The sequence below is a fragment of the Photorhabdus noenieputensis genome (assembly GCF_018448935.1).
GTDB lineage: Bacteria > Pseudomonadota > Gammaproteobacteria > Enterobacterales > Enterobacteriaceae > Photorhabdus > Photorhabdus noenieputensis.
The window spans coordinates 42,324-68,320 of record NZ_RCWC01000031.1; the positions used below are offsets into that span (position 1 = coordinate 42,324).

At 38.6% G+C, this 25,997-nt stretch carries 19 protein-coding genes and 1 rRNA gene; 13 read left to right on the forward strand and 7 right to left on the reverse strand.

Features of this window, described 5'->3' with window-relative positions; all coding sequences use genetic code 11:
• Positions 1-119: 119 nt before the first annotated feature.
• The 3 genes from EAE91_RS18020 to EAE91_RS18030 form a co-directional block, all read right to left on the reverse strand.
• Positions 120-1,718 (reverse strand): toxin, encoded by a 1,599-nt coding sequence (locus EAE91_RS18020; protein WP_214089678.1) that lies wholly within the window; start codon positions 1,716-1,718, stop codon positions 120-122.
• Between the two features lie 772 nt (positions 1,719-2,490).
• Entirely contained in the window at positions 2,491-2,784 is a 294-nt protein-coding gene (locus tag EAE91_RS18025) for a hypothetical protein (RefSeq protein ID WP_214089679.1), read from the reverse strand.
• 139 nt (positions 2,785-2,923) lie between these two features.
• Positions 2,924-3,592 (reverse strand): epoxyqueuosine reductase QueH, encoded by a 669-nt coding sequence (locus EAE91_RS18030; RefSeq protein ID WP_214089680.1) that lies wholly within the window; start codon positions 3,590-3,592, stop codon positions 2,924-2,926.
• 283 nt (positions 3,593-3,875) lie between these two features.
• On the opposite strand from EAE91_RS18030, the gene EAE91_RS18035 reads away from it, so the two are divergent.
• The 13 genes from EAE91_RS18035 to EAE91_RS18095 all read left to right on the forward strand — a co-directional run bounded on the left by EAE91_RS18035 (position 3,876) and on the right by EAE91_RS18095 (position 21,558).
• Positions 3,876-5,069: a benzoate/H(+) symporter BenE family transporter gene (locus tag EAE91_RS18035; protein ID WP_214089681.1), complete on the forward strand. Its 1,194-nt coding sequence runs from the start codon at positions 3,876-3,878 to the stop codon at positions 5,067-5,069.
• A gap of 176 nt (positions 5,070-5,245) precedes the next feature.
• Positions 5,246-6,229, forward strand: coding sequence for a hypothetical protein (locus EAE91_RS18040; protein WP_214089698.1), 984 nt, complete (start codon positions 5,246-5,248; stop codon positions 6,227-6,229).
• Positions 6,229-7,374: a BamA/TamA family outer membrane protein gene (locus tag EAE91_RS18045; protein ID WP_214089682.1), complete on the forward strand. Its 1,146-nt coding sequence runs from the start codon at positions 6,229-6,231 to the stop codon at positions 7,372-7,374. The genes EAE91_RS18040 and EAE91_RS18045 overlap by 1 nt, the downstream gene beginning before the upstream one ends.
• Positions 7,371-8,492, forward strand: a complete 1,122-nt coding sequence (locus EAE91_RS18050; protein WP_214089683.1) for a DUF4056 domain-containing protein — start codon at positions 7,371-7,373, stop codon at positions 8,490-8,492. Before EAE91_RS18045 ends, EAE91_RS18050 begins: the two co-directional genes overlap by 4 nt.
• A gap of 828 nt (positions 8,493-9,320) precedes the next feature.
• Positions 9,321-9,902 carry a fimbrial protein gene (locus EAE91_RS18055; RefSeq protein ID WP_214089684.1) on the forward strand — a complete coding sequence of 194 codons (582 nt, stop codon included), beginning with the start codon at positions 9,321-9,323 and terminating at the stop codon, positions 9,900-9,902.
• A 67-nt stretch (positions 9,903-9,969) separates the two neighbouring features.
• Positions 9,970-10,668: a fimbrial biogenesis chaperone gene (locus EAE91_RS18060; protein ID WP_214089685.1), complete on the forward strand. Its 699-nt coding sequence runs from the start codon at positions 9,970-9,972 to the stop codon at positions 10,666-10,668.
• 25 nt (positions 10,669-10,693) lie between these two features.
• On the forward strand, positions 10,694-13,168 hold the full coding sequence (locus tag EAE91_RS18065) for a fimbria/pilus outer membrane usher protein (protein ID WP_214089686.1): 2,475 nt from the start codon (positions 10,694-10,696) through the stop codon (positions 13,166-13,168).
• Between the two features lie 10 nt (positions 13,169-13,178).
• Positions 13,179-14,255: a fimbrial protein gene (locus EAE91_RS18070; protein WP_214089687.1), complete on the forward strand. Its 1,077-nt coding sequence runs from the start codon at positions 13,179-13,181 to the stop codon at positions 14,253-14,255.
• A 1,285-nt stretch (positions 14,256-15,540) separates the two neighbouring features.
• Positions 15,541-16,329, forward strand: coding sequence for a protein bax (locus EAE91_RS18075; RefSeq protein WP_214089688.1), 789 nt, complete (start codon positions 15,541-15,543; stop codon positions 16,327-16,329).
• 336 nt (positions 16,330-16,665) lie between these two features.
• A complete protein-coding gene (locus EAE91_RS18080) occupies positions 16,666-18,087 on the forward strand; it encodes an MBOAT family O-acyltransferase (protein WP_214089689.1) in 1,422 nt (473 codons plus the stop codon).
• Positions 18,074-19,210 carry an SGNH/GDSL hydrolase family protein gene (locus EAE91_RS18085; RefSeq protein WP_214089690.1) on the forward strand — a complete coding sequence of 379 codons (1,137 nt, stop codon included), beginning with the start codon at positions 18,074-18,076 and terminating at the stop codon, positions 19,208-19,210. The genes EAE91_RS18080 and EAE91_RS18085 overlap by 14 nt, the downstream gene beginning before the upstream one ends.
• On the forward strand, positions 19,197-20,417 hold the full coding sequence (locus tag EAE91_RS18090; RefSeq protein WP_214089691.1) for an SGNH/GDSL hydrolase family protein: 1,221 nt from the start codon (positions 19,197-19,199) through the stop codon (positions 20,415-20,417). Before EAE91_RS18085 ends, EAE91_RS18090 begins: the two co-directional genes overlap by 14 nt.
• Before the next feature lie 217 nt (positions 20,418-20,634).
• Positions 20,635-21,558, forward strand: a complete 924-nt coding sequence (locus EAE91_RS18095) for a GNAT family N-acetyltransferase (RefSeq protein ID WP_214089692.1) — start codon at positions 20,635-20,637, stop codon at positions 21,556-21,558.
• 110 nt (positions 21,559-21,668) lie between these two features.
• On the opposite strand, the gene gntU is transcribed toward EAE91_RS18095, so the two are convergent.
• From gntU to rrf, 4 genes are all read right to left on the reverse strand, one after another.
• On the reverse strand, positions 21,669-23,006 hold the full coding sequence (gene gntU, locus EAE91_RS18100; protein ID WP_214089693.1) for a gluconate transporter: 1,338 nt from the start codon (positions 23,004-23,006) through the stop codon (positions 21,669-21,671).
• Positions 23,006-23,545 (reverse strand): gluconokinase, encoded by a 540-nt coding sequence (gntK, locus tag EAE91_RS18105; protein ID WP_214089694.1) that lies wholly within the window; start codon positions 23,543-23,545, stop codon positions 23,006-23,008. The genes gntU and gntK overlap by 1 nt, the downstream gene beginning before the upstream one ends.
• A 168-nt stretch (positions 23,546-23,713) precedes the next feature.
• The gene (gntR, locus tag EAE91_RS18110; RefSeq protein ID WP_214089695.1) at positions 23,714-24,709 is read right to left on the reverse strand and encodes a gluconate operon transcriptional repressor GntR; all 996 of its coding nucleotides are present in this window, start codon (positions 24,707-24,709) and stop codon (positions 23,714-23,716) included.
• A 1,166-nt stretch (positions 24,710-25,875) separates the two neighbouring features.
• Positions 25,876-25,991 (reverse strand): 5S ribosomal RNA (gene rrf, locus EAE91_RS18115).
• Between the last annotated feature and the right edge of the window lie 6 nt (positions 25,992-25,997).

Below are 25,997 nucleotides of genomic sequence, written 5' to 3' on the forward strand. Positions count from 1 at the left end.
CAATATCTAATCAACGATGAAAATTCAGTATTTTCGGTGAGTTCCACCGTTCTTTAATAATGCGGGTTGCCTTTAAAAGCAACCCGCATATCCACAGAATTAAAGATAAAATATCAACATCAATGTTCTTTCTTGGTAAAAGCTGAAACAGGATCAGGTGTCGGGACAGAACTATCACAATTATAATGTTCTCCTGTCAGCCCTATTTTTTTGCAAGCCGTAGACAAAAGATCATTAGGTGTTGCCCACTCATCTTTCCAGTTACTACCGTCATAACGTTCATTCTTAAATAGATCCCACATTATAAGGCCCGTTTTACCATATTTGATCGTACCATCTAATATGCTATTGAGAGCTGTTTTCGTGAGCGGTAAATTACCGGTTGCGGGCCTGCCGACTTCAAACCCAACCGTAATAGGCGGCAAAACCAATAATTTTTGCGGTTGAATTGATGCCTGAGCGTAATTACGAGCCCCTTTCAGTTTGATATGGAAGGTAACAACTTCATTACCTGATTTAAGCCAATTAATATATTGACCATAATAATACTTAACCTGTCCAGGAAGGTCACAAGGAATATATGTTTCACCTCCGCCAATAAATCCACAATCTTTTTCACTTAAATCATAGGTCATCACACCAATATAACTGAGTCGGTTGATTAAATCGGGATAACTCAGCGCAGTATTATAAATCAAACCATAGAGATTTCCTCCCCACCAGGCACCACCATAAATATCACTATTCCTCGCATTGGTTCCCCAGTTAGCGGACATATTCGGGATACCTCCCGTTGCAGGACCTGCAATACTTAGCTTAAGTGATGGTTTAACTGCATTAATTGAAGTGTAAAAAGATTTTAAAATAGCGGCGAATTTATCCACGGTTACAGGCATTACGCGGGGAATTTTTTCTGCACCAGGAACAATCTTCATTGACGCATCATAAACATAACCGCCTAGTCCCTTTGCTATTAAAGTTGATGTAATAAGAGTTTCACTATTATTAGGAGGAACCTTGATTGAATCAGGCGTTAATTTCCAGCTTTTTGCATTAATATCAGCGTGCCAGAATTCTTCATAATCAACATCAATTCCCTCGACTCCCAAGTTAGCAGCCAAATTGACAATATTTCTATATGCCTTATCTGCTGCTTTACCCGTAATAGTACTGTCAAATCGAGGAATTTTGGTCAGAGGATTAGGAAAGATGTCATAAACCGCACCGGGTTCATTACCACAAGCATCTTTTTTGCTGGCAGTGATATCATAAATTTTCGGATAACAACTAAAGTTCCATCCACCTACTGCAATATAAGTGCTCACGCCATGAGATCTTAAATCAGCAATAACACCTTTTAATGCCATAAAATCAGCCCTGGCATTTTCGGCTTCTTTGGTACTAATGATTTGACCAGAAGTACAAGTATAGCCAAACAATCCTGAACATTTCAGACTGTTTTTTTCATAATTAACAAAACTAGGCTGGACAAAAGACAATACCAATGTATTAAAGTTACTCTTATTCTTAGAAATATCTCTACTTAATTTTTTAAAATTATCAAGACTGGCATAATATTCTTGATTATCAACCTGCGCAGCAGGTCCACTCAGATAATATGCAGATATTTTAGGATTGGCGGCAATAACATTTCCTGATATGAAAGCATACAATACAGAAATTGCTAATAAATATCGGTTTAATTTGTATTTAGACATATATCTATCTCCACTTGGTTAACATTACTTTTCCGATTACAGCCAATGAGCTATCATGACACTTCATTGCCTTTTCATCATGAACGGTATAAGTTTTTCCCTAATAGAGCGTTAATATGTTCAGTCTGTTATTATAGACTATGATGTAGTTACTAAACTGTTATATTGGCATTAATTATTTCAACGCACCAATTTCATAATAGTATAGTTTTCACCATTGTCCACAAAAGAGATAGAAATTAGTTGTAATAATATTTCTCTTTAATCTATCTAAATAAAAAACAATATTATTACATGATAATTCCACTAGATTATACCTATGTTGATTAATTACTACAGGTTTAACGCTTTAGAGATAACTATTTTCTTCCGCAATTGAGTTTAGAAAGTATTACTTTAATGAATAGATTTGGCATTAAATAAACAATGTATTTCAGAAAAAATATAAATAGACTATGTTTATTTCATTTTCATTAAAACATGATTATTTCCTATAGGCTATAAGTTATAAATAGTGTGCAAGCAGACTGGCAATAATAATTAATTACAGCTTGTGCAAACCTGCTTATGAATGAACAGCTAACACGAACAACGCACAAAACCCGGGGTATACATGTCAATAGAAGACCCATCGCTTTAAATAAACACTCTCTGTTATCAGGCAAATCATGCCCAAAAACTTCAACGATTCTTCAACGAATTATAAAAACCTATAAAAAGGCATTATCTTAAATTGCTGAATTAACGATCAAGCCCGTATACTCACTGAGCGTTAAGACAAATCTGGAATAGCAAGTCGCTTACTTAGTCGCTCAAAATGTATTCCAGCAAGTGAAACAAAGTTAAAACACAGGAAAATTATCATGAAACGTTTAGGCTTATCTATAACTGTATTATCACTGTTATTCTCTGGCGCAGTATTAGCCGCACCTAGCACCCCCGTACCCCAATCTTCGAATACCAAGGCGACTTCTTCCCATATGGAAAATACCAAAGTAGAGAAGAAATCTGGTAAAAACGCACCTAAACAACACTCACACCAAAAGGCAACAAGCAAAGAAGCCAAGAAGACTCACTGAGTTTTCCGGCCTAAAACTATATTATTCCGCAATTATGTCCTCAATCGTTATGACACAAGTTTGGTAACGTCATAACTGTAAATTCAGGGGGGAAAATCCCCCCCTCAACAGGCTATCGTGAAAAGCTTAACAAGCCCCTTCGGTATCTTCATCACCATAATATTGAACACCAATCCTGATGATATCCCGTCCCTGAGATTTACGGTGTTTATTCGTGTCACGCAATGAATAGATACAACCACAATATTCCTGCTGATAAAATCTTTCTCGTTTACTGATTTCGATCATCCGGGCTGAACCGCCTTGCTTACGCCAGTTGTAATCCCAGTATTGAATCCCCGGATACTGACTTGCCGCTCGTTTTCCACAATCATTTATCTGCTGCATGTTTTTCCAACGGGAAATACCCAACGAGCTTGAAATAACGCTGAAATTATTTTCATACGCATACAAAGCAGTACGCTCAAAACGCATATCAAAGCACATGGTGCAGCGAACACCTCTCTCTGGCTCCAACTCCATGCCTTTAGCACGTTCAAACCAGTTATCGCTGTCATAATCCGCATCCACAAATGGCACATTATGTTGTTCCGCAAAGCGAATGTTCTCTTCTTTGCGAATTAAATATTCCCGTTTTGGATGAATATTCGGATTATAGAAAAAGACGGTGTAATCAATTCCAGAAGCATGTAGCGCTTCCATCACTTCACCAGAACAAGGAGCACAACAAGAGTGCAATAGTAATCGTTCCGCATTATCCGGTAACGTTAAAACAGGGCGAACATAGTTTTCCATTTAGCAGGCTCCATATAATTATAAGAATTAATTATAGAATATAGTTATTTTTAGCTTCAAATTTTTCGAATGAAATTCATCATGACTTATTTGCCGTTGCGATCCTTACCTTTTCGATCACAGTAAATTACTTGAAATTCTGGCAGGTTCTACCGTTATCTTGTCATCATCAAAGTTTGTACTAAGAAGTTCACTACAGATAAATCTGTTTTACGCTGATAGTTAACTAAATTATAGCCAAATTCAGATGCTTTTAACCAAAATAATTTAAATGGAGACCAACATGCGCCATACAATTTCTCTGCGTGACCTCTCTTTTCCGGCAATCACTGCCGGATTTGTCGCTGTTTTAGTTGGATATACCAGTTCAGCGGCAATTATCTTTCAGGCAGCGGAAGCTGCGGGTGCCACTACCATGCAGATCGGTGGCTGGCTAAGTATGCTAGGACTTGGAATGGGTATTAGCTCCCTAGGGCTATCGCTTTATTACCGCACCCCCGTCCTTACCGCATGGTCAACACCGGGTGCCGCGCTACTGGCGACAACGCTACCAGGCACATCAATCAATGAAGCCATTGGTATCTTTATCTTTGCTTCAGCACTAATCTTGCTGTGCGGTATTACTGGCCTGTTTGCTCGATTGATGAACCATATCCCACAGGCACTTTCCGCAGCCATGCTGGCCGGTATTCTATTACGCTTTGGTTTGGATGCTTTTTCCTCATTTTCAGTCAACTTCATACTGACTGCCGGAATGTGTTTGACTTATCTTCTGGCACGCAGATATTTATCCCGCTATGCCATTATCTTAACACTCTTGTCAGGGCTGATTATCGCCGCTTTACAGGGAAATATTCACTTTGAACAACAATCCACAGTCGCGTTTGTTGCTCCTGAATTTATTGCACCCAGTTTCACACTCTCTTCGTTATTGAGTGTCGGTATTCCATTTTTTATCGTCACGATGGCATCTCAAAACGCGCCCGGCATAGCCACACTGAAAGCCGCAGGGTATCCAGTTTCTGTTTCATCATTGATAAGCTGGACTGCGCTCATTGCACTGATCTTGTCACCTTTTGGTGGTTTTTCCGTCTGTATTGCCGCCATTACGGCAGCAATTTGTATGAGTCCAGAAATCCACCCTGACCCAAATCGCCGCTATATGGCCGCTGCTGTAGCGGGTGTGTTTTACCTGATAGCGGGGCTGTTCGGTGGTTCAATCAGTATGTTATTCAGCGCACTGCCAGCGGCCCTCATTCATATTATTGCCGGATTAGCATTGCTTGGAACAATTTCTGGCAGTCTGCTACAAGCACTACAGAATGAAAAGCAACGGGACGCAGCCATAATCACATTTTTGATCACCGCTTCCGGTGTGACGTTACTTGGCGTAGGCGCTGCATTCTGGGGGTTAATCGGTGGCGTAATAACCATGCTCCTTTTATCTTTGCCTGAGAAAGACAAGACCGCTCATTAAACATACAGCAAAATTATACTTTTCAGCATCTTATGATATTTCTTATCCATACAACTTGTGCTAATTTGCCGGGTTTGTTGCGCTTTAAATATTACAGTGAGAAATCAATAGCCTTAAATGAAAACTTTAATTTCCCTACTAGCAAAACCGAGCTTCCTATTATGAAATTTTTTGACATAAAATTTTCTGATATTAGCAAGTTAGCTGTTCTTTCATCCTGCCTGGCAATCCCTTATAGCTACGCTGATGACCGCCCAATTCTTTCTCTCTCTGTTAGCCAGTCCGGTGGAAACCAAGCGACTGCTGATGGCAGCTTATCCAGAAAACCGAATAAGCAAGAATCACGGATACTCCCAATTTGGGGTGACGAGGCCAGAGCTAAAGGTTATGACCTACCGGAACCTTTTGGTGCCAGTTACGGCTATATGAATATGCGGCAGAATATCGTTGTAGATGATATTAAAATCATTATGCCGAAAAACCCAGAAACGGGAGAATCTCTAGATATCCAAGCAGGGAAAACCAGAGAAAAGAATGAATCACATATGTTTAAGCTAGACACTTGGGTTCTGCCTTTTCTAAATGTGTATGGTGTTTATGGCTGGACAAAAGGAACATCAAAAACCAACATTGAAGGTATTAATTTGGGCGGTATGGTTTTTCCTAGCATGAAAGATATTCCTTTCGCACTGGATTTTAAAGGTAAAACCTATGGCGGCGGTTTTACTCTGGCAGGAGGATACGATCAGTTTTTCGGTACACTTGATACCAACTATACCTACACTAATCTGGATATTCTGGATGGTAAAATTAGTGCGCTAGTTGTCACGCCACGTGTCGGTTATGAATTTATATTCCCGTCAATAGTCCCCGGACAAGGAAATACCAAATTGCAGGTATGGACCGGTGGTATGTACCAGAAAATTACTCAGGAATTTAAAGGCAATATCAGTAACCTGGATTTACCACCTGCATTTTCTGGGCTGGTAAAAGCATTAAATGATCCTGATATGAAATTCAAAGTAAAACAGCATGTTGCATCTCGTTGGAATAATACTGTTGGTGCAAGGCTGGAAGTCACACGCAACTTCAATATGTTGACCGAAGTTGGCTTTAACAAACGTAACAGCTTCTATATCTCAGGTGAGTTCCGTTTTTAATGAATATCCGCTGTACTTTACATGGGCTGGCTCTAGTCAGCCTTCTTATTTCTGATTTCTCATATGGCGAAGCACTACTCAGCAGGGAAAAAATCGATGGCTGGCTGGAAAAATTAGGTGGCAGTAATACCTATGACAGCAGTAAGGCGATTGACTGGGGCGTTTTACCCGGCCCTTTTTATACTCCAGAGTTAGGTGCTGGTCTCGGGGTTGCTGTCGTTGGTCTCTATCGGCCAGATGATAATGATCATACCAGTCAAATCTCTTCTCTTTCCCTGAATGGATTTGCTTCTTCAACGGGTGCCTTTGGCTTCACATTTGATAACTACAATTTCTTTGCTGATGATCAATGGCGTTTTTTTCTTTCCGGTACATTGAACAACGTTCCCACCTATTATTGGGGAACGGGATATCAAGCAGGTAAGGTAGATGATCGCAAAGAAAAATATCGCTCACAGGAATTGCGCTTGCAACCCAGAATCCTCTATCGCGTTGCTGATTCTACCTATTTAGGCACTGGCTGGCATTTTTCATCATTACACGCCAAAGATCCCGATTATGGTGCTAAAAAACTTTTCGTAGCGGAAAACGATGGCCGGTCCATATTGAGTTCAGGCGTCAGTGCCTATTTCAGCTACGACACACGGGATTTTCTGCCTAACGCTCATCAAGGGCACGTTCTTGATATTACCTATACCCATTTTTCCCCGGCATTAGGCAGCGATCGCCGGTTTAACACTGTTGATATGCAATACAGCACCTATTATCAATTAGATGAAAAGTCCGTACTGGCATTTGATAGTTATGGTCGTTTCACTGACGGCCAGGTACCCTGGAATATGCTGTCAATGCTAGGTAATAGCAATCGGATGCGCGGATATTATGAAGGTAGATACCGGGACAAAAATGTTATCAGCACCCAACTGGAATATCGGCACAAATTAAACTGGCGGCACGGATTTGTTTTATGGGCAGGGGCTGGTACCCTAAGTCATTACGCAGAAGATATTGGCTCAGAAAACTGGTTACCTACAGTTGGCGCTGGCTATCGTTTTGAATTCAAACCTAAAATGAATGTCAGACTGGATTTTGGTATCGGTAAAAAAAGCAATGGATTTTATTTTCAAGTGGGAGAGGCGTTTTGAAATTGCGTTTATGGATTGCTGCTTTAACGTTAGTTGCAGGATGCCAAGGAACTTTTTCTTCAATCGCACCAGTACAACCTGACTTAAATAGTGAAACAACCGCCGAAGCCACCCGTGCGTGGCCGGTGCTTGCTCCGATTCCCTCTCCCGAAGGATTAAGAGCTTGCTGTGCTTTTGGCTATAATTTAAAAACTGAATTACTGACCATTCCAGTACCTTTTTACCACATAAGTAATGTGCTGGATGCCAATAATCTTGGGGCACATAATTACAACAACAGTTTTTTTGGTACCGTTGCTTCATTAACAGGACTCAGTAATGAAAAAGTGGGGATGATATATACCCGTAGAGGCGGATTCATTGATATTTCCCATGTACGGGATACCGCTGATAATGCGGTTTTTCTGTTCAGTCAAATCTGGCCTCGTCTTGGAGAAGAGTGGCAAATAGAACTCAGCAACGAATTAGCATCACGCCGTATCCAGTTCTATCAATTCACACCACCAGCAGCGATAGAACAACGTTATACCTTAAGTGCTTATCTAGCCGTAAAATTGGCTTTTGAACTTGCTGCATGGCATGAAATCGCCCAATGGTATGGCTATCAGTCTGTACCGGGATTTTCTGAAAAAGTCTCTGCGTTTTCTCCTGAAGACCTCTATTCTAATCTATTAGGCGCTCGTCTTTCCCTCTCTTTGATATTGGCAGGACAAGTACCGTCAATGAAACAATACCGTCTATCAATGCAAGCTATTCTGCCTCCAGCACTGCATGAACTGGAAGCCTTATCCCCTGATGAAACGCGGAAAATGTTTGAACAGGTTGATGGTATCTGGTGGGACAGCAAGCGCCGCATTCCTGATAAACGCTTAATCCTTCAACGTGATTTCCATATTCACAGCGATCGCACACCTAATATGGTGCCTACAGAACAGCAATTTCCACTTAGGCTTACCTTGCCACAACAATATATTGGCTACAAATTATCTGAATTGGCTGAATTACAATTGTGGCCTAGCCGCCAAATGAAAGATCTTCCTGTACCAGAAAGCTACTGGATTGCCCCTGATTTTCCTCAATTAGCAGAAAAAGCGAAAGAACAACAAGAGAATTATTGATTCACATATTTTCAATGAAAGAATTAATATAGCATTATGAGTTAAAGTATATAGGAAATTTTAGATTACTATTTTCTAAACAATAATCCCATTGAAGTATCATCAATCATTATTTACTATTTACGCAATGTTACACCACAATATAAAATCGACATTATCTATAATAAAATTAAACTATACTGACTGTACTTAAATTAAATCAGAAGAGTAAAACCCACATCAACAAGCCATTATTTCACCGGATAAAAAAATCGTATTGAAATATTTACAAAGATAAAAAATCAATAAACAACTGATATAAAATAATTAATATTACATAACATCTAAAAAATAAATCAAAAAATTATAAAAACATTAACCAACCAAATAGATCAAAAAAGAAATAAAATCTCAAAAAGACAAAAAAATTAGAGAATAATCCCTAATTATACTCACAAACTGTGTATTTCACTTATTTTTATCGAAAAACCAGACATTCACTCTTAATTTACTTTAAATAATAAAAATCCCTTCTTAAATAGGTTTAATCGTCTATAATATATGTTTCCAAGTTATAAATATGTATAAACAATATCATCTTTATCCAAATGGATAAAATAAGAATTTACATTAGCAATAATTATAATTATTCAAAAAATCTCAAGTTACTAAACTATTTTCAACTATATAATATATTGATTTTTATTTTAAATTTACAGAATCAATCAATTTAATAGATAAATACCAACATTGTTTTCTTAATTTTTTTGATGTATCGGGGGATTCAGGGCCCCTATCTTTACCCCCTGTTCAAACCAATTAAGATGTCCCTACTCCTGGAGAGGAAAAATGAATAAACTCGCGTTATCAACCACCGCCGCCCTTATTTTTACCGCAGGTTCTGCTGTTGCAGCCGATAATGCTGCTGGCGGTACACTGCATTTCTCTGGTGCAGTCACTGATGCCACTTGTACTATTAACGGCGGTGCTTCAACTAGTCTGTCGATTATATTGGAACCTATCTCAGTCACTCAAGCCGGACAAAAGGAAGGCTTAATTGATTTTGGTAAGAAAGCATTTACAATGGAATTTTCTAACTGTCAGTCCAAAGCCGTTGGTTTTGACCCCTCAACCTCTATGTTGAAAATCCAGTTCTCATCATCACATACCATTGCTAACGATGGTAAGTACCTGATGAACCAAGAACTCAATGCAAACGGCAAGCCGAAAAACGTAGGTATCGCTCTTGTTAAACATGCCGAAGAACATACCCCTATTATGCTGAATAAAGCGTTTGATACAGGAATCAAAGGCTCTGGAGCAGTACCTGAAACAGTCGATTTCTATGCGAAATACTACAAAATAGGCACTGCTGAGGCAGATTTAGGTAAAGTAGTAACAATGGTTACTTATCACGTTACTTATATGTAATTATTTACTACAATAAATAAAGCCTATTTAGATAAATAGGCTTATTTAATTTGGCAAAAATAACATTATGAAGAAATTATTTTTAGCTATACTATTAGGGATGACGACTTTATCGGCTCATGCCAACATCGTTATTAACACAACACGTGTTATTTATCCAGCCAGTAATAAAGAGGTATCGGTTCAATTATTAAATGCAGGAGATCAACCCTCCTTGGTACAATCCTGGATAGATGATGGTGATCCTAATTCAACACCTGAAACAGCTAAAGTCCCCTTTTTACTCACCCCTCCAGTTGTCAAAATTGATGGCAATAACGGGCAACAATTAAGAATTAAACACATCAACAGCAATCTACCGACTGATCGCGAATCACTGTTTTACTTAAATGTTCTGGATATTCCCCCCGTCGCAGAAAATATTGGCGACAAAAATGTCATGCAGATTGCGATTCGTACCCGGATCAAATTTTTCTACCGGCCTGATAAGCTTTCTATCTTACCTAAACAGATCCAACAATATATTGTATTAAAACGTGAGGGTAGCCAACTAAAATTGGAGAATTCATCACCCTATTTCATGAATATCGTCGGCCTTAAATCTTCTGACACTCAACCTAACTTACTCAATGAAGGAACAATTATAAAACCATTCTCTTTTTATTCATTCAGTACCAATGAAAAAGTAAAAGTTGGAGACAAATTAACTCTAGCTATTGTTGACGATTTTGGTGCTATACATAAATTAACTTTACCACTTCAATAGTGATATTACTGGCATAGCATAGAACATGATAAGACAAAAAGTTAGTCCGTTAGCTCTGACAATAGGTACACTGCTGTATACAGGTTGTTTATGTTATGCCGCAACATTTAATACTGATTTTCTAGCCGGTGAATCTGCAAAAGCAGATTTATCCCGATTTTATTCCACATCAGAACTGCCCGCCGGCCGTTACGATATTGATATATATCTAAATAATGACTGGAAAGGGAGATTTGATATTAATATCCAGAATGATGGTAAAGATATTTACTTATTCAATGAAGATCTTCCCAGGTTAGGTATAAAAATTGATAAAAACCAATTATCAGAATCAAACTTATCCAAAGATGAAATTCTTCTTACTAAAATAATATATGAAGGAACCGCTAATCTCGATGTGCCTAAACTCAGCCTACATCTGGTGGTCCCGCAGGCGTATGTCAAAAACGAACTAAAAGGCTATATCGATCCTGCATTCTGGGACAGAGGTATCCCCGGCGCTATGCTGTCCTATAATGCCAACTATTATCATACTCAAAATAGGAATAAACAAAACCGCGACCATGAAGATGAAGATAATGTTTACGTGTCACTTAATAGCGGTTTGAATCTATTTGGCTGGCAATTACGTGATCAATCTTCTTATCAATACACACGCTCAAATGGTGATAAATGGAGTAACAATACCCGTTATCTGCAACGGGGAATTTCATCAATTAATTCAGAAATTCGCATTGGCGATAGCTATACATCAAGCGATTTATTCGACTCTTTCCGCTTTCGAGGTATTAATCTGAAAACAGATATGCGCATGTACCCCGATGCCTGGCAAGGATTTTCCCCTATCGTTAGGGGAGTTGCACAGACTAACGCTCTGGTAAAGATCACCCAAAATAATGTTGTTATTTATCAAGGTAATGTACCTCCGGGGCCGTTTGCCATTGATACTATTTTACCAACAGGTTCAGGTGGTGATTTGCTCGTTGAAGTAACGGAAGCAGACGGACGTATTAACAGTTTTACCGTCCCCTTTTCATCTGTTCCTAATATGATGAAAGAAGGTCTTGGCAAATATGATATCAGTGCCGGTAAAACACATATTGCCAACAGTCGTTATAAACCAAACTTTTTTCAAGCCAGCTATCAATATGGTTTTAATAATATCCTGACCGGTTATACAGGCACTATTATCAGTAAAGATTATTACTCACTACTGTTAGGTAGTGGCTTTAATCTACCCATTGGCGCTGTCTCAATTGACGTTTCACAGTCCAGCGCCAAATTTGATAATAGCCCGACGATGAAAGGTCAAAGCTACAAATTGGCTTATAGCCGCTATCTTCCACAAACAAAAACAAATTTTTCGCTGGCAGCTTATCGTTATTCAACTAAAAATTATCTCACCCTAATCGATGCGATTGATCTCCATGACTGGATAAGCAACGGATATAACCAACAATACTATTCTCATCAAAAAAATACCTTTAATATCAATTTGAACCAGAATCTTGGTAGTGGTGCAGGTTCACTTTTTCTTTCGGGAACATTCCGCGATTACTGGGGAACCCAGAATAAAAGCAGAGAATATCAAATGGGGTATTCCAACAATCTGGGTAAAGTCAATTATTCCCTGACAGCAAGCCGTGTCCGATACAATATCAATGAAACAGAAAGTCAAGAGGAACAGCGTTACTATCTGATGCTATCTATTCCTTTTGAATTGTTTGGCTACCCCGCCTATTTGACCAACAATGTCTCAGTCAATGAAAACCACTATGACAACAGTAACGTAGGATTAAGCGGCAGCGCAGGCCCAAGCAACCGTTTGAATTACCACTTCAACATTTCAGATCAGAAAAGCGGTTCGACAACAACCAGTGCAAATTTGACCTATAAAACATCCGTTTCCACATTGAGTAGCTCTTATAGCCAATCCACGGAGTACCGCCAAATGGGGCTTGGCGCAATCGGCAGTTTAGTTGCTTATCAAGGCGGCATTCTGGCTGCTAATCAGGTTGGGGAAACTTTCGCCATCATTGACGCGCCGGGCACGGCAAACGCTTCTGTGAATGGAGATAAAAGCATGGTGACAAACAACAGCGGTAAGTTGCTGATACCTTATCTTTCTCCTTACCGTAAAAACGCCATCATGCTAGATACCAGTGAAGTATCAGAAGATGCCGCTGAACTTATCGGTAACATCCGAGATGTTGCGCCATATTCCGGTGCGATTACCCACATCGGATTTAAAACAGACCAGCGGAAAACTTTTATTTTCTACGCCGCTCAGGCTGATGGTAAACCTTTACCTTTCGGGACTGAAATTGTCGATTCAGAAGGTAACAGCTTAGGATACGTTGGGCAGGGCAGTATGGTTTTCCTACGAGTAGAAAAATTACCACCGCAAATTTATGTCCGCATCGGTCAGATAGGCGAAAAAAGCTGCATGATAAACGATCCACAGCCTGAAATGGGCTCCACTGCCAATATTTGCCGTTAGGGAGAAGATAATGAAACTTAAACTATTATATCTGGCGGCCATAATCAGTCTGAATAGCACCATAGCCTATGCAGACTGCCAACCTAAATATGCAATAACAGCACCGGCAATCACGGTAGATATAACAGATAATCTCACCCTGAACAGTAATGCAACCTGGATACTCAACACCCAATATTCTGGCTATTTTACCTGCACAAGAAATTCATTATGGAAACAAAACTCTGTTGCTAACGGCTCGCCTTTTACCAAAAACAAAGTTGTCTTAGGATTCAATGGTGGCAAAGATTATGCCGAAGTGACTATCACGAATCTTTCTCCTAGCAACAGTATTAACCTAGGAAACAGTAACGACACATACCCTGCCGGCAAATTGCAAGCCCAATTTACACTTAATGTAAAACTACTGAGTGGCAGACCCGGTGGTAGTAATATTCATGTCTTTTCCGGTAATTCTGCAACATTAAAAACTGCTGTAATTGCGATGGATACCACCAACTTAGGAATCCTTGATGCCATTCTCCGTTTCGCTACCGATTTCCTGACCTTTATTCTTACCTGGGAGTGGCCGACGCATTCTGAAGATATCTATTACCAACCCGTCACAATGATTTTTAATCACAGAGATACAACTTGTCACTTCTTAAATGAGGGATTGACGGTGAATCTACCAAAAGTCAACCGCATTAGATTGCTTAACGGAACAGATAAAGGAGAAACACCTTTTACCCTCAACTTTGAATGCAAATATCTTCAAAACGGTAAAACTTCACGCTCAGTTAAAGCTTACCTGAGCAGTAATAATCTGCTACCAAATGACAATCGAACTTTAATTGATAGCAAAGCAGGGGCCGCTAAAGGTGTTGGTATCCGTGTCTCTCAGTCAAATGATTCAACACCGATAACTTTCAGTGCCTCGCAATCCTCATCCCTCGGCGCAACGCTGCTATTCAGCAAAAACTCCGGCAATGTCATCGATAAAAACTTTGCCATCGACCTTAATGCTTACTACCACGTTTATGATCCGCAAAACATCATAGCAGGGGACCTGAAAGCAACTTCTATGCTGAACTTTGAATACAATTAATCAAGAGGAAAATTAACCAAGAGGCAAAGGAGATGCCTCTTATCCCTCATCTTAATTAAAAATTTGTGTTTCAATAAGTAATAATTTGTAATAAAGTGTTTCTATAGAAAAATTCATTTACATTTATAACTTACCCTGAATTGATGTAACACAATGATAATCCTAGTATTAATTCATCACGCAAATTCACTTAATTTCCTAATAAAATAGTGTAATTCTATGAAAAATAGAAAAAACATATTTACATTTATCAATTAAATTAAAAAAAACAATATCAATATAATGTTTTTTAACCCTATTAAATAATAAACAAAAACAACAGACAACCAGAAACCAAAAAAGATTACCGAAGAATAACAATACGCTAAAAAACATATAAACAGAAAAATAAAACATATGAAAAATTTCAATTTACATTGATTAGAAACGGAAATAAATTATTAAAAATCAATAACATAAAAATAAATCAAAAATAATAGATTAGACATCAATATAATTACATGCAATGAAAAAACGTAAGAAAAAATTTAATCAAACATAATAAAAATATAACTTTAACTCCCCAAAAAAATACCTTTAATATAAAAATAGAAAGATAAATATTTATATTGCCAACCAATAAACCATTAAGATTTTTTTATTCTTATATACACATCCATTATTACATCCTTACAATATCACCCAAAGTAAATATTTGTAACACATTGTTACTTATTTTAACTTAACATTTAGAACCATATCGAATATCCTGCACCGCACCAATGACAATAGATATATATAAAATTATCTCAGACCTGACAGATACGACTTAATTTTAACTCCCAGAGGAAAGAGACCATATCGGTAACAGGTTACCTTTTTATGAAAATGATACTTATTCTTATAACGGCAATATTAATATCAATTAGTTTATTACTCGCCGCAGTGTTCTTACGATTAGCAGTACTATAATTAACCGTACTATATAAAACTAAGTTCAATCACTTTCGATATTATACTAGCTGGTTTACAAATCACTTTTCTTTTGAGAAAGCGACCTACAGGCACAAAATTAACTCAAAAATCATGATTATATCTAATGAATAATCCACCACGAACAGGTAATATTTTGTACACAAACAGCACATAACCATATATAAATTAATAAAAAACCACAGAACAAATTAGCAAAATAATAATTTTTATTACAGAAAATATATTTATGAGTCGCTAATAACTCTGGCTATGCTGGATTTATTTTGCTAACATCAGCTTGTTTTTTATTCAGAGCAAACGAGGAAAAGCAATGCCCTCCCAAACGACGAGGACAACTGCCATCTTCGCTTTCTTTATCTCACTATTGTTTTCCGCTTTTAGTCATGCCTCAACCAGCACCGCTAAAAGCATAGAGTATTCTCACAATGACATGCAAAGCAGTTTGCCAGATTTGCGAAAATACCCTTCGGGCACCCTACGTAAGAAAGCGTTTTTAAATGTTGTTGTCCCTGTGATTGATCAACACAATCAACAAATTATGCAGGAACGGAAATGGCTATTGGAACACCAAAACGCCAAGCATTGGTCCATACAGGATATCAAGCGCCTGCAACAAATTTGTAAAAACTACAATGTGAGCTGTAGCAGCTCGCCTAAAAAAGTTAACTGGAACAAGCTACTAAGTCGTGTTGATATCATCCCAACCCATTTTGTTGCCACTCAAGCTGCAACAGAATCTGGCTGGGGAACATCTAAGCTTGCACAACAGAATAACAATTTGTTCGGTATGCGTTGCGGTAACAACTGCAAGAAAACCCAAGGTAAAATAAAAGGTTATTTTTCCTACCCGACCATCAATGATTCTGTCGAAGCCTATATGAAAAATATGAATACTCATAACGCTTATGAATCATTACGTGTTTCACGCGCCAAGCAGAGAAGCCTTCAAGAATCACTAAATACCAGTAAATTGATTGATAATCTTGAAGGGTATTCACAATTGGGTTCGACTTACAACAACTACCTGCACAAAGTATTTAACAGCAATAAAGGGCTTATTACTCAGGCGCAGAAGTTAGCTAAAAACGATCATGACTAAGGGCCTAAATAAGTCATTAGCATGAATATCTTCTGTTTGAATATCTTGTGCTAAGTACCAAAATCATCCGTTACCATAACCAACTATGGAACGGGTGATTTTCTTATGCCCACCAGTTTGTTCTTTTCATTGATAGAATGTTTAGATTAAATACTATAATATCATTCAATACTAACCTATACCCGTCATCTTTCAAGTTGCCTCTTTGTTGGCTGCGCTCACTCACCCCGGTCACATAGTTATCTATGCTCCCGGAGATTCGCTCCCTTGCCGTCGCGATCCATCTTGAAATCCATTGGGTATGTATTGAGATAAAATGATTGACCAGAGTTTAATATGAATTTCTTTTCTTTTGAGTTTCTTGGTTCCTTTGTTGCTTTCTTTCTCTTGTATTGGGTGCTACAAAAAAATGCGAAAGCACAAAACTATCTGCTGATAATCGCAAGCTATCTGTTTGTCTTTTCCTTTAATCCGCTTTTCATCGGCATCTTATTTGGCTATACGCTATTTATTTATCTTTTAACAAACATAGCCAGCAAATTTCTATCCAATCGCATTACATTTACTATCCTGACGATAGGTATTCTGGGATGTTTTACTCTATTCAAATATTATTCTTTCTTTCAGGAAAGCCTCCAACAAGCATTTGCCAAATTTGGCTTGTCCATAGATTTACCTGTACTGACACTACTCGTCCCTTTAGGTTTATCTTTCTATGCATTTCATTCCGTCAGCTATGTCGTTGCTGTCGCAAGAAAAGAAATGCCCAAAGCATCATTTCCTGATGTCGCTTTATATCTATGCTTTTTCCCAAGTATTGTTGCCGGACCAATTAACCGAGCTAAAGATTTTCTACCTCAAATCCAGATTTCATCAAGAGTAATCATTGAACCATCAAAAGCCATCTTATTGATTGCATTGGCAATAACCAAACTATTTTTATTCAGCTCTTATTTATCTGAAAATTATGTTAATCCAGTTTTTGATGATCCTACCAGCTACAATGCAGGGCAAATACTGGTTGGTATCTATGCCTATGCATGGCATATCTATTTTAATTTTTCTGGTTATACCAACCTTGTTACCGGATTAGCACTACTCCTTGGTTTCAGGGTACCTAAAAACTTCAATGCCCCTTATCTGGCTGAAAACTTACAAGCCTTCTGGCACCGTTGGCATATCAGTTTATCTGAATTTATCCGTGATTATGTCTATATTCCTTTTGGCGGTAATAAGAAAAGATTTATACGTAAAAATCTTAATTTGTTTATCGCTATGGTAATCTCTGGGTTATGGCATGGAGCCGGAATTAACTTCATTATCTGGGGAGCTATTCATGGATTGGGATTAATAATCCTCAATGTCAAATACCAGTTAATTCCTCCAATAGACAAAAAAAATCAAAATATTCCCAAAAATCCAGTTATCTCATTTTTATCCAGAATTACCACTTTCCACTTTGTCTGCCTGGCATGGGTTTTCTTCCGTTGTCCTACTCCAGATGATGCACTAATGTTATTAAATCAATTGATATCATCAGATTTATTTCACTCGATAATAGCCAACAGTGGGCTGTTACTGATGTTCTGGGGACTCTTTATTATTTATCCGTGGCTGATTAATCTAAAAATAATGGTTGAGAAAATACATTCTCAGATTTCATGGATATGTTACCCAATACCATTAGCGATTATTCTGACTTTGGTATTTATGCTTTCACCACAAGGAATACCAGGATTCATTTATGCCAATTTCTGAATTCAAATCTAATTTAAAAACGGCCGGACAAGTCACTTTTATCGTAATATTAACTAGCCTACTGTTAATCTGGCTAAATCATCGTTCACTGGATAGATTCTGGCAACAGGAATATCACCGGCAAAGTCTTTGGGCAACTTTACAAGGTTATCCACTCTGGGATTTCGGTGATAACCTAGAACAAGGCGTACTCGCTGCGGGGGAAGCTTTCATATTACATACTACCGGCAATAACAGTGACAATCATCAGCAACCCCCTCAGAAAGCTGATATCACACTGCCTGCGGATTTTCAGATTGGGCTAAAGCTCCTGAGTGGTTATCCCTCTTCTGTTACAAATTTGCCTGCAACTTTCCCTGAATTATTACAGAAATCTCCCCATACTCATCCTGTCAATTCATCAATACCCCATGACTCAAGGAATAACATTTTCCACAGTATGGTTATCGCTAAAACCAACGTGACACTAACAACCAAAGATAAGGTGCTGTTTGCTGGAGATTCAATGATGCAGGGTATCGCTCCCCACCTGAAACGTCGGCTTTACCAAGATTACGGTATTTCAAGTATTAATCTCAGCAAACAAAGTACTGGACTTGCTTACCCTAGCTTTTTTAACTGGCCGGAAACTATCAACAAAACACTGGAGGCCAACCATGATATCAAGCTAGTTGTTATTTTTTTGGGGCCAAATGATCCCTGGGATATGCCACCAAAACATGGAAACATCTACCTGAAATTCGCCAGTCCCGATTGGGAAAATCTCTATCGTCAACGTATCGACATGATCCTTACCGAAACACGTAACCACGGTGCTGATATTATCTGGGTTGGTCCTCCTAATATGCGGCAGAAAAAACTTTCCACCAGCATGGAATATCTGAGATCCTTATATCAATCGGAAGTAACAAAAGCCGGAGAAATCTACGTTTCTGTTAATGATATTTTTAAATATCATGCAAATAATTATTCCGATTATATTGGCGACAATAGTAACAAAATTAAACTCAGAAGTGGTGATGGTATACACTTTAGCTTGAAAGGCCAGCAAACTATCTCAGACAACATATTTTCATTGATTAAATTTATTCAGGAGCCAACCAAACAAAATGAAAATAGTTAAACAACTCCGTCGGCGATACCAATATGCTGGCATCAGTTTGATCATCGTACTCTCTTTAAGTTTGATATCGTGCCATAGACAAAAACCAGGACCATTGCCAGCACAACAACCGGCAAAAGAGAACCAACAGCTAATAGACTTTGGTGAACCCAATTTAGTCTTACTGGCGAACAAACTGCATAACAGCCGTCATAATCAACTGCATTTTGTTCAGATAGGAGATTCCCATACCGCGGCAGACTTTTTTACCGGCAAGCTTCGTTCTTTATTGCAACAACGTTTTGGCGATGCAGGGATTGGTTTTGTTAGCCCAATTAATATACCTGGCCAACGTAACGCTATAGTCAGTATGACCGGTAATAAACAGCAATGGAAACTCACTACCAGCCGCAAAGATAATCGGCCTGATTTTCCTCTCGGCGGTGCAATTGCAGAACCCAATAGCCAAATAAGTCAATTAATTCTCAGACTGTTTGTACCATCCCATGATCGCTATCAACTCAAGACGTTATACCAAGCATCAGGTAATGCTCAGATTTTGGTTCAATCTGCAACCAAACGAATAGTGAAATTACCGGCAACCCACGGTCACTGGCAATTTTCTACTGAAGAATCAGTTATATTCCCAGTTAATATTATGGCGATACAAAATAATCAGTTAGAATTAGGTGGCTGGTTTATCAAACGTACACAACCGGGTATTATGCTATCTGCCTTAGGTATTAATGGTGCAACTATTAATATGATGGATAAGTGGCAACCACAATGGATTGATACATTAGTTCAAATGCGTCCTGATATGGTGATCCTCGCTTATGGCACAAATGAGGCATTTAATCATTCACTTGATTTATCAAGCTATCGCCAGCAACTGGAAGCTAAGATAAAGCAGATTCGTAATCAGTTACCACAAGCAGTTATCCTTATCATTGGGCCGGGTGATTCTTTGAAAAACAACCAACTCACAAGTTGTGCAGCACAACAACCAACAATGTTGGATAATATCATCCATATTCAACAAAAAGTCGCTCAAGATCAGCACACACTATTCTGGAATTGGCGTGAATATATGGGTGGCAAATGTTCAGTTCGGCGCTGGGCGCAACAAGATCTTGCTCGTCCCGATTATGTTCATCTTTCAGCCGCGGGTTATGAACGCAGTGCTGAAGCTTTATACCAACAATTAATAAATATTCTCGATCAATAAGCAACAATAAAGCTTGATTGGGAATTGGGAATAGTACTAAACACTTATCTTGTTTTTAGTGCAGAAAAATTAAACTTATAATCTTAGATTTATAATATGTACGAGTTCACAAGAAACCCATTTAATAAAGACAAACTATCTTTTTTGTTGTATTTAATGCGTTGAAAATAAGTCTATACCATGCGTAAGACATAGCATCAAAAAGAGTATTTAAAATATGATTTTTCCAAAAAAGTATCCTCTCAGCACGATAAAAAGGCTCATCTCCGGCTGGAAAGAGTGTAGTTTCGAACGTTACCAACAAGCGTATTCCCTCTATGGTGGTGGAATATCTACTCATCCAGATATTGTACGTTTTTTAAATGAAAAATTTGGCAATAGTTTTATCTTTTACGTCAAAGAAAATCCACAAATAGAAAACGTTATCGAAGGGGCATACTTTACATGTAAAGATCATCATCTGGCAGCAAGTCACCAAAAGGACTACCACTTCTTCACCTATGATGAAATTATCTTTCCTATCGCCAAACATCTAAAAACCATCATCCCAGGGAAATCTAAAACCATATCGCTCCTGCACAAAGAAAATTTTATCAACGTTTGTTATGGTCGGTTAAACAAGCGAACAGTCTGTCTTGCTAAAGAAAATTTTTCTTATAAAACAAAAAGAAATCGAAGTAATGAAATTAACAAATTTAAGCGTGCAGGTGGGGAAATACACCAAATTAACGATTTTACCTGCCAAGAATTCATCGATATTTACACTACACTGTACGAAAAACGCTGGACATATAAAACGCATAATGAAGAAGAGAAAGAAAAATTAACTGAATTATATACCGAACTCAAACAACATCTATACGGAAATGTATTAACTATCAATGGTGCCCCAGTAGCCTACGATTTAGTTATGAAAGCAGACAGCCCCCTGTGGATTTCATTTGATGCAGTAGACGGCGGACTCGACCCTGAATATTCCAATCTCAGTGTTGGCAGTATTCTAATGTGGTTAAATATTCAGAATGCTTCAGATCTCTGCCAGCAGCATCAAAAAATTATGCGCTATTCTATTGGTAGACCTTCTCTCTCCTATAAAGATCGCTGGTGCAATCGCCATCCATTAGCGAGAACGCTATTCTAGCTTTATTCATCATCTGCACAGTTGGCTTCTCATCCGCCTTCTATAGAAGGCGGCATTATTTAACACAGAGAAAAGCACTCTAAATTTTAGCTATTAAGATGGCAGAAGAATTACATCACAGCAAAGAAAATCATCCCCACAACGGCACCTGTTGCCCCAAGAATAGTTTCCATAATTGACCAAGTTTTCAGTGTCTGAGATTCTGTTGCACCAGTAAATTTACCAAATAACCAAAAGCCTGAGTCATTAACATGGCTCAATACCAAAGAACCACCCGCAATACAGATTGAAAGAGCTGCAAGCTGAGCACCAGAATATCCCAGAAGATCAACAATTGGCAAAATCAGACCAACAGTTGTCAAACAAGCAACGGTTGCAGAACCTTGAATAATACGTACTGTACCAGCAAGGATGAAACACGCTAATGCAATAGGCAGACCCGTCCCAATTAATGCGTTGCCCAAAGCAGGGCCAGCCCCCGAATCCACTAATACTTGTTTGAATACACCACCAGCCCCAGTCACTAATAAAATAATTCCAGCCGGTTGAATAGCTGAAGAGCAAATATCCATCACTTTTTCTTTACTCATCCCACGGCGAATTGCCAAACCATAAATGGTAATCAAACAAGCAATCAAAATCGCAGAAAATGGATGACCGATAAATTCAAGCCATTGATACAATTCAGAACCTTGTTCAACAAAATTCTGACCAATAGCCTTTAATCCAACCAAAGCCAGAGGGAGCAAAACCAGTGATAAACTCAAACCAAAAGATGGCATCTTACCCTGGCCAAGGCTTGGCTCACTTATATCAGTGGGTAAATCCAGAGTGACATACTTACTGATAAAACTACCAAAGATTGGCCCCGCCAGTAACATCCCAGGAATCGCTGCACTGATACCGATCAAGATCATCCAGCCAAAATCAGCATTCATTTGTGAAGCCAACAACATCGGTACTGGGCCAGGTAACAAAAATGCTGCGGCGGCTGCAACACCAGCAAACAAAGGAATAACCAGCTTGACTACATTACCGCCAGTACGACGTGCTACTGCAAACGCCACACCAATCAATAAAACAATCGCTACATCAAAAAACAACGGCAAAGCACAAACCAAGCCAGCGATCCCCAATGAATAATGAGCATTCTTTTCACCAAAACCATTTAGTAATTTAACCGCAATCTGATCCAGTGCGCCTGTTTCATGCAGAATTTTACCAAACATCGCTCCTAGTGCGACAACAATGGCCAGAAAACCTAGCGTTCCTCCCATTCCTTCTTGCATTGTTTCAGCAATTTTATCCAGTGGCATACCAGAAAAAACACCCGCTCCCATAGAAACCAATATTAAGGCAACAAAAGCGTGTATTCTGACTTTCATCACTAGAAACAAAAGTAAGAGAACAGAGCCCACCGCTGTCAGCACTAAGGTTAAAGTACTCATTATTTTTCCCCTGAAATGACACTATTAATTATTCTTATCGAGTGATTTATCACTTCATCAAGAGATGATCTAATGTCAACCAGATAAACATCCTGTTCATCACTCCCCGGCTCTTCTAATGCTTCAAACTGAGATACCAACATTTGAGATTTAAAAAAATGATCTTTACGTGCCTTCAATCGACTTTCAATTAAATCAAAGTCGCCTTTCATATAAAGAAATGACAGATTTTTATTATTATCACGCAGTATATCCCGGTAACGCTTTTTTAAAGCAGAACAAACAATCAAGGAAACCGGGTTTGTGCGCTGCATAGCAAAAATTGCATGATTCAATGATTTCAACCAAGGCTCACGATCTTCATCATTCAGTGCGTAACCCTCAGCCATCTTATTAATATTAGATCTTGGGTGTAAAAAATCACCATCTAAAAAAGCCGAATCCAATTTATAGGCTACAGCACTGGCAACAGCAGATTTACCACTACCGGATACCCCCATAAGCACAAAAACATGATTCGAATGCTGGGTATCGCTCATATAAACTCCTTAACGCAGATATTTCACCCACAAAATGTTACCGGTAACTGTTATCGGTAACATTATCAGAAGTAAAGACGAAATTAGCAACAACACAAAATATTCAGGAAATATAAATGTGAGATTTATCACAAATGAGTTCAAAAAAATGCAAATCCAGCAGACCGATTAAATACTCTCTCCCAAGGATAACTGAAAACCGATATCAATCATTTTTTGCGATAAATGTTCGCCCCTCAGCCGAGCCATTAATAATTCAGCAGCTTTCCGCCCCATTAAGTCACGAGATGTCAAGACACTAGCAAGTTTTGGCGTCATTGCCTGACCGACATCATGGCCATGAAAGCCAGCTATTGCAATATCATGTGGTACAGTTATCCCTTGACGTTGGCACTCAAAAATTGCCCCGATAGCGAGATCATCGTTAGTGCAAAATAGACCATCAACACCAGGATATTTTGTTCGTGCTTCATTCAGTAATTGCCCCCCTAATGTGTAAGAAGAGCTGTCTGGCGTCATTATCTTACCTGACTTTAACCCCGCACTTTCCATTGCAGCTTCATAGCCTTCCAGACGAATAATTGTCCTTTCATCTTGTCTCGCACCAAGATAAATCACCTGTTGGCAACCACGCTCAATCATGGCCATTGTCATTTGCCGAGCTGCTTCAAAATTGTCAATACCAACCGCCGTATCAAAGCAAGGAGAAACACAATCCATCAGCTCAACGACAGGAATACCAGCCGTTTCCAACATCTTCAAAGTTCGTGGAGTATGAGTACGTTCTGAAAGAATCAAACCATCAATATTATAGGAAAGTAAAGAAATCAAACGCTCTTCTTCCTTTTCTGAGCGATAGCCATAGTGAGCCAACATAGTTTGATAACCATGACTATCCGTCACATATTCAATACCACGAATAACCTCGGCAAAAACTTGGTTAGTCAAAGAAGGCAGTAAAATACCAATAGCATGACTAGTGGAATTAGAAAGAATATCCGGCACTTTATTTGGGATATAACCTAGCTCATCTAAAGCGCTCGCTATTTTCTTTCGCAATTGCTCAGAAACTTGATCAGGATTACGTAAGAAACGACTTACCGTCATTTTAGTGACACCAACGAGATCAGCAACATCTTGTAAAATAGGACGTTTTTTCTTCATATTTCAATGCAATATAGAATTAGTAAAGTTTAGGATAATAAACTCAGTGTTATGGCATACTTATACACTATTTAAGGATACATTTTTTAAAACTTAGTCTGGCAGTGAAACTGTAACCTCGATTTATTCAATGTGCCGTAAAATCTCATCCTTTAGAACGGAAATATAAGACATGGCTTTTGTTAACCAAGGGATTTATTACCGGATGATTGAGAGATAATGAGCACCACAATCAGCAAGAACCAAACCACGACAATAACTAAGAACTTGAGAATTGCCAAACCTATCAAAATCAGAGGCACAGACATTAAGTCAGCTTAGGAGAAATGTCCAGATGAAATTAAGGTTTAATCATTCGATACTATTCAAGGTTGATATGAACTACGTTGTTGTCCTGAGTACAAGTAAACATGCACTTTAGAGAAAACCCTCTTCAACTCATACCAATTAAGAAAAGGCAGAGTTATAAGGTACTCAAAACCGATATCAAAAATAACCTGTTAATCAACATACCGATAGGACATAAAAAGATTTATCCCACTAATTCACTCTGAAACTCTCCTTTCGACTAGATTTTGAAAATCTATTAGGAACAGAAACTCAGCTACGGGAAAATAAAACACAGGCAGCTAAACTATACACATACACTCAATTATCAGCGTGTTAAAGACATTCATTAACAATGACGAACGAACCCCATTTCCCATAATTTGGTTCGTTTAGCAACAATGTTTACGACAGAGCTCATGGAGGTCTTAGTCTCATTGGCACTACAAGTTATTTATGAAAAGTTTTTACGGTGTATAAGACAAAATCCCAAAGAAATTTCAATGATTATGGGAAGAAGAGCGACTTATATTATCTAAGAAGTGTAGAAAAAACTTTGCCCAAGGCAAATTCCAGTCAGAGGGAAACAACGGTGTACCACTAAATACAAAACTGCCCGCTATTAAACAGACAACATGACAACTTTATAAATTTTTGCAGTCGGCGAACGGCTTTCCTGCCGTTTCCCCTTCGGACCACCGCTGATAAATATGGTCAACAAAAGCAAATTTCAACAAATATCGTAATGTTTATGGCACCAAAGCGACTGTCGTATGCATCGCATGTCGTACAAACGCAAAAACCCCCAGCTTACGCTGAGGGTTTCCACTGTATTTAAAGCCTGGCAGTGTCCTACTCTCACATGGGGAGACCCCACACTACCATCGGCGCTACGGCGTTTCACTGCTGAGTTCGGCATGGGGTCAGGTGGGACCACCGCGCTATCGCCGCCAGGCATATT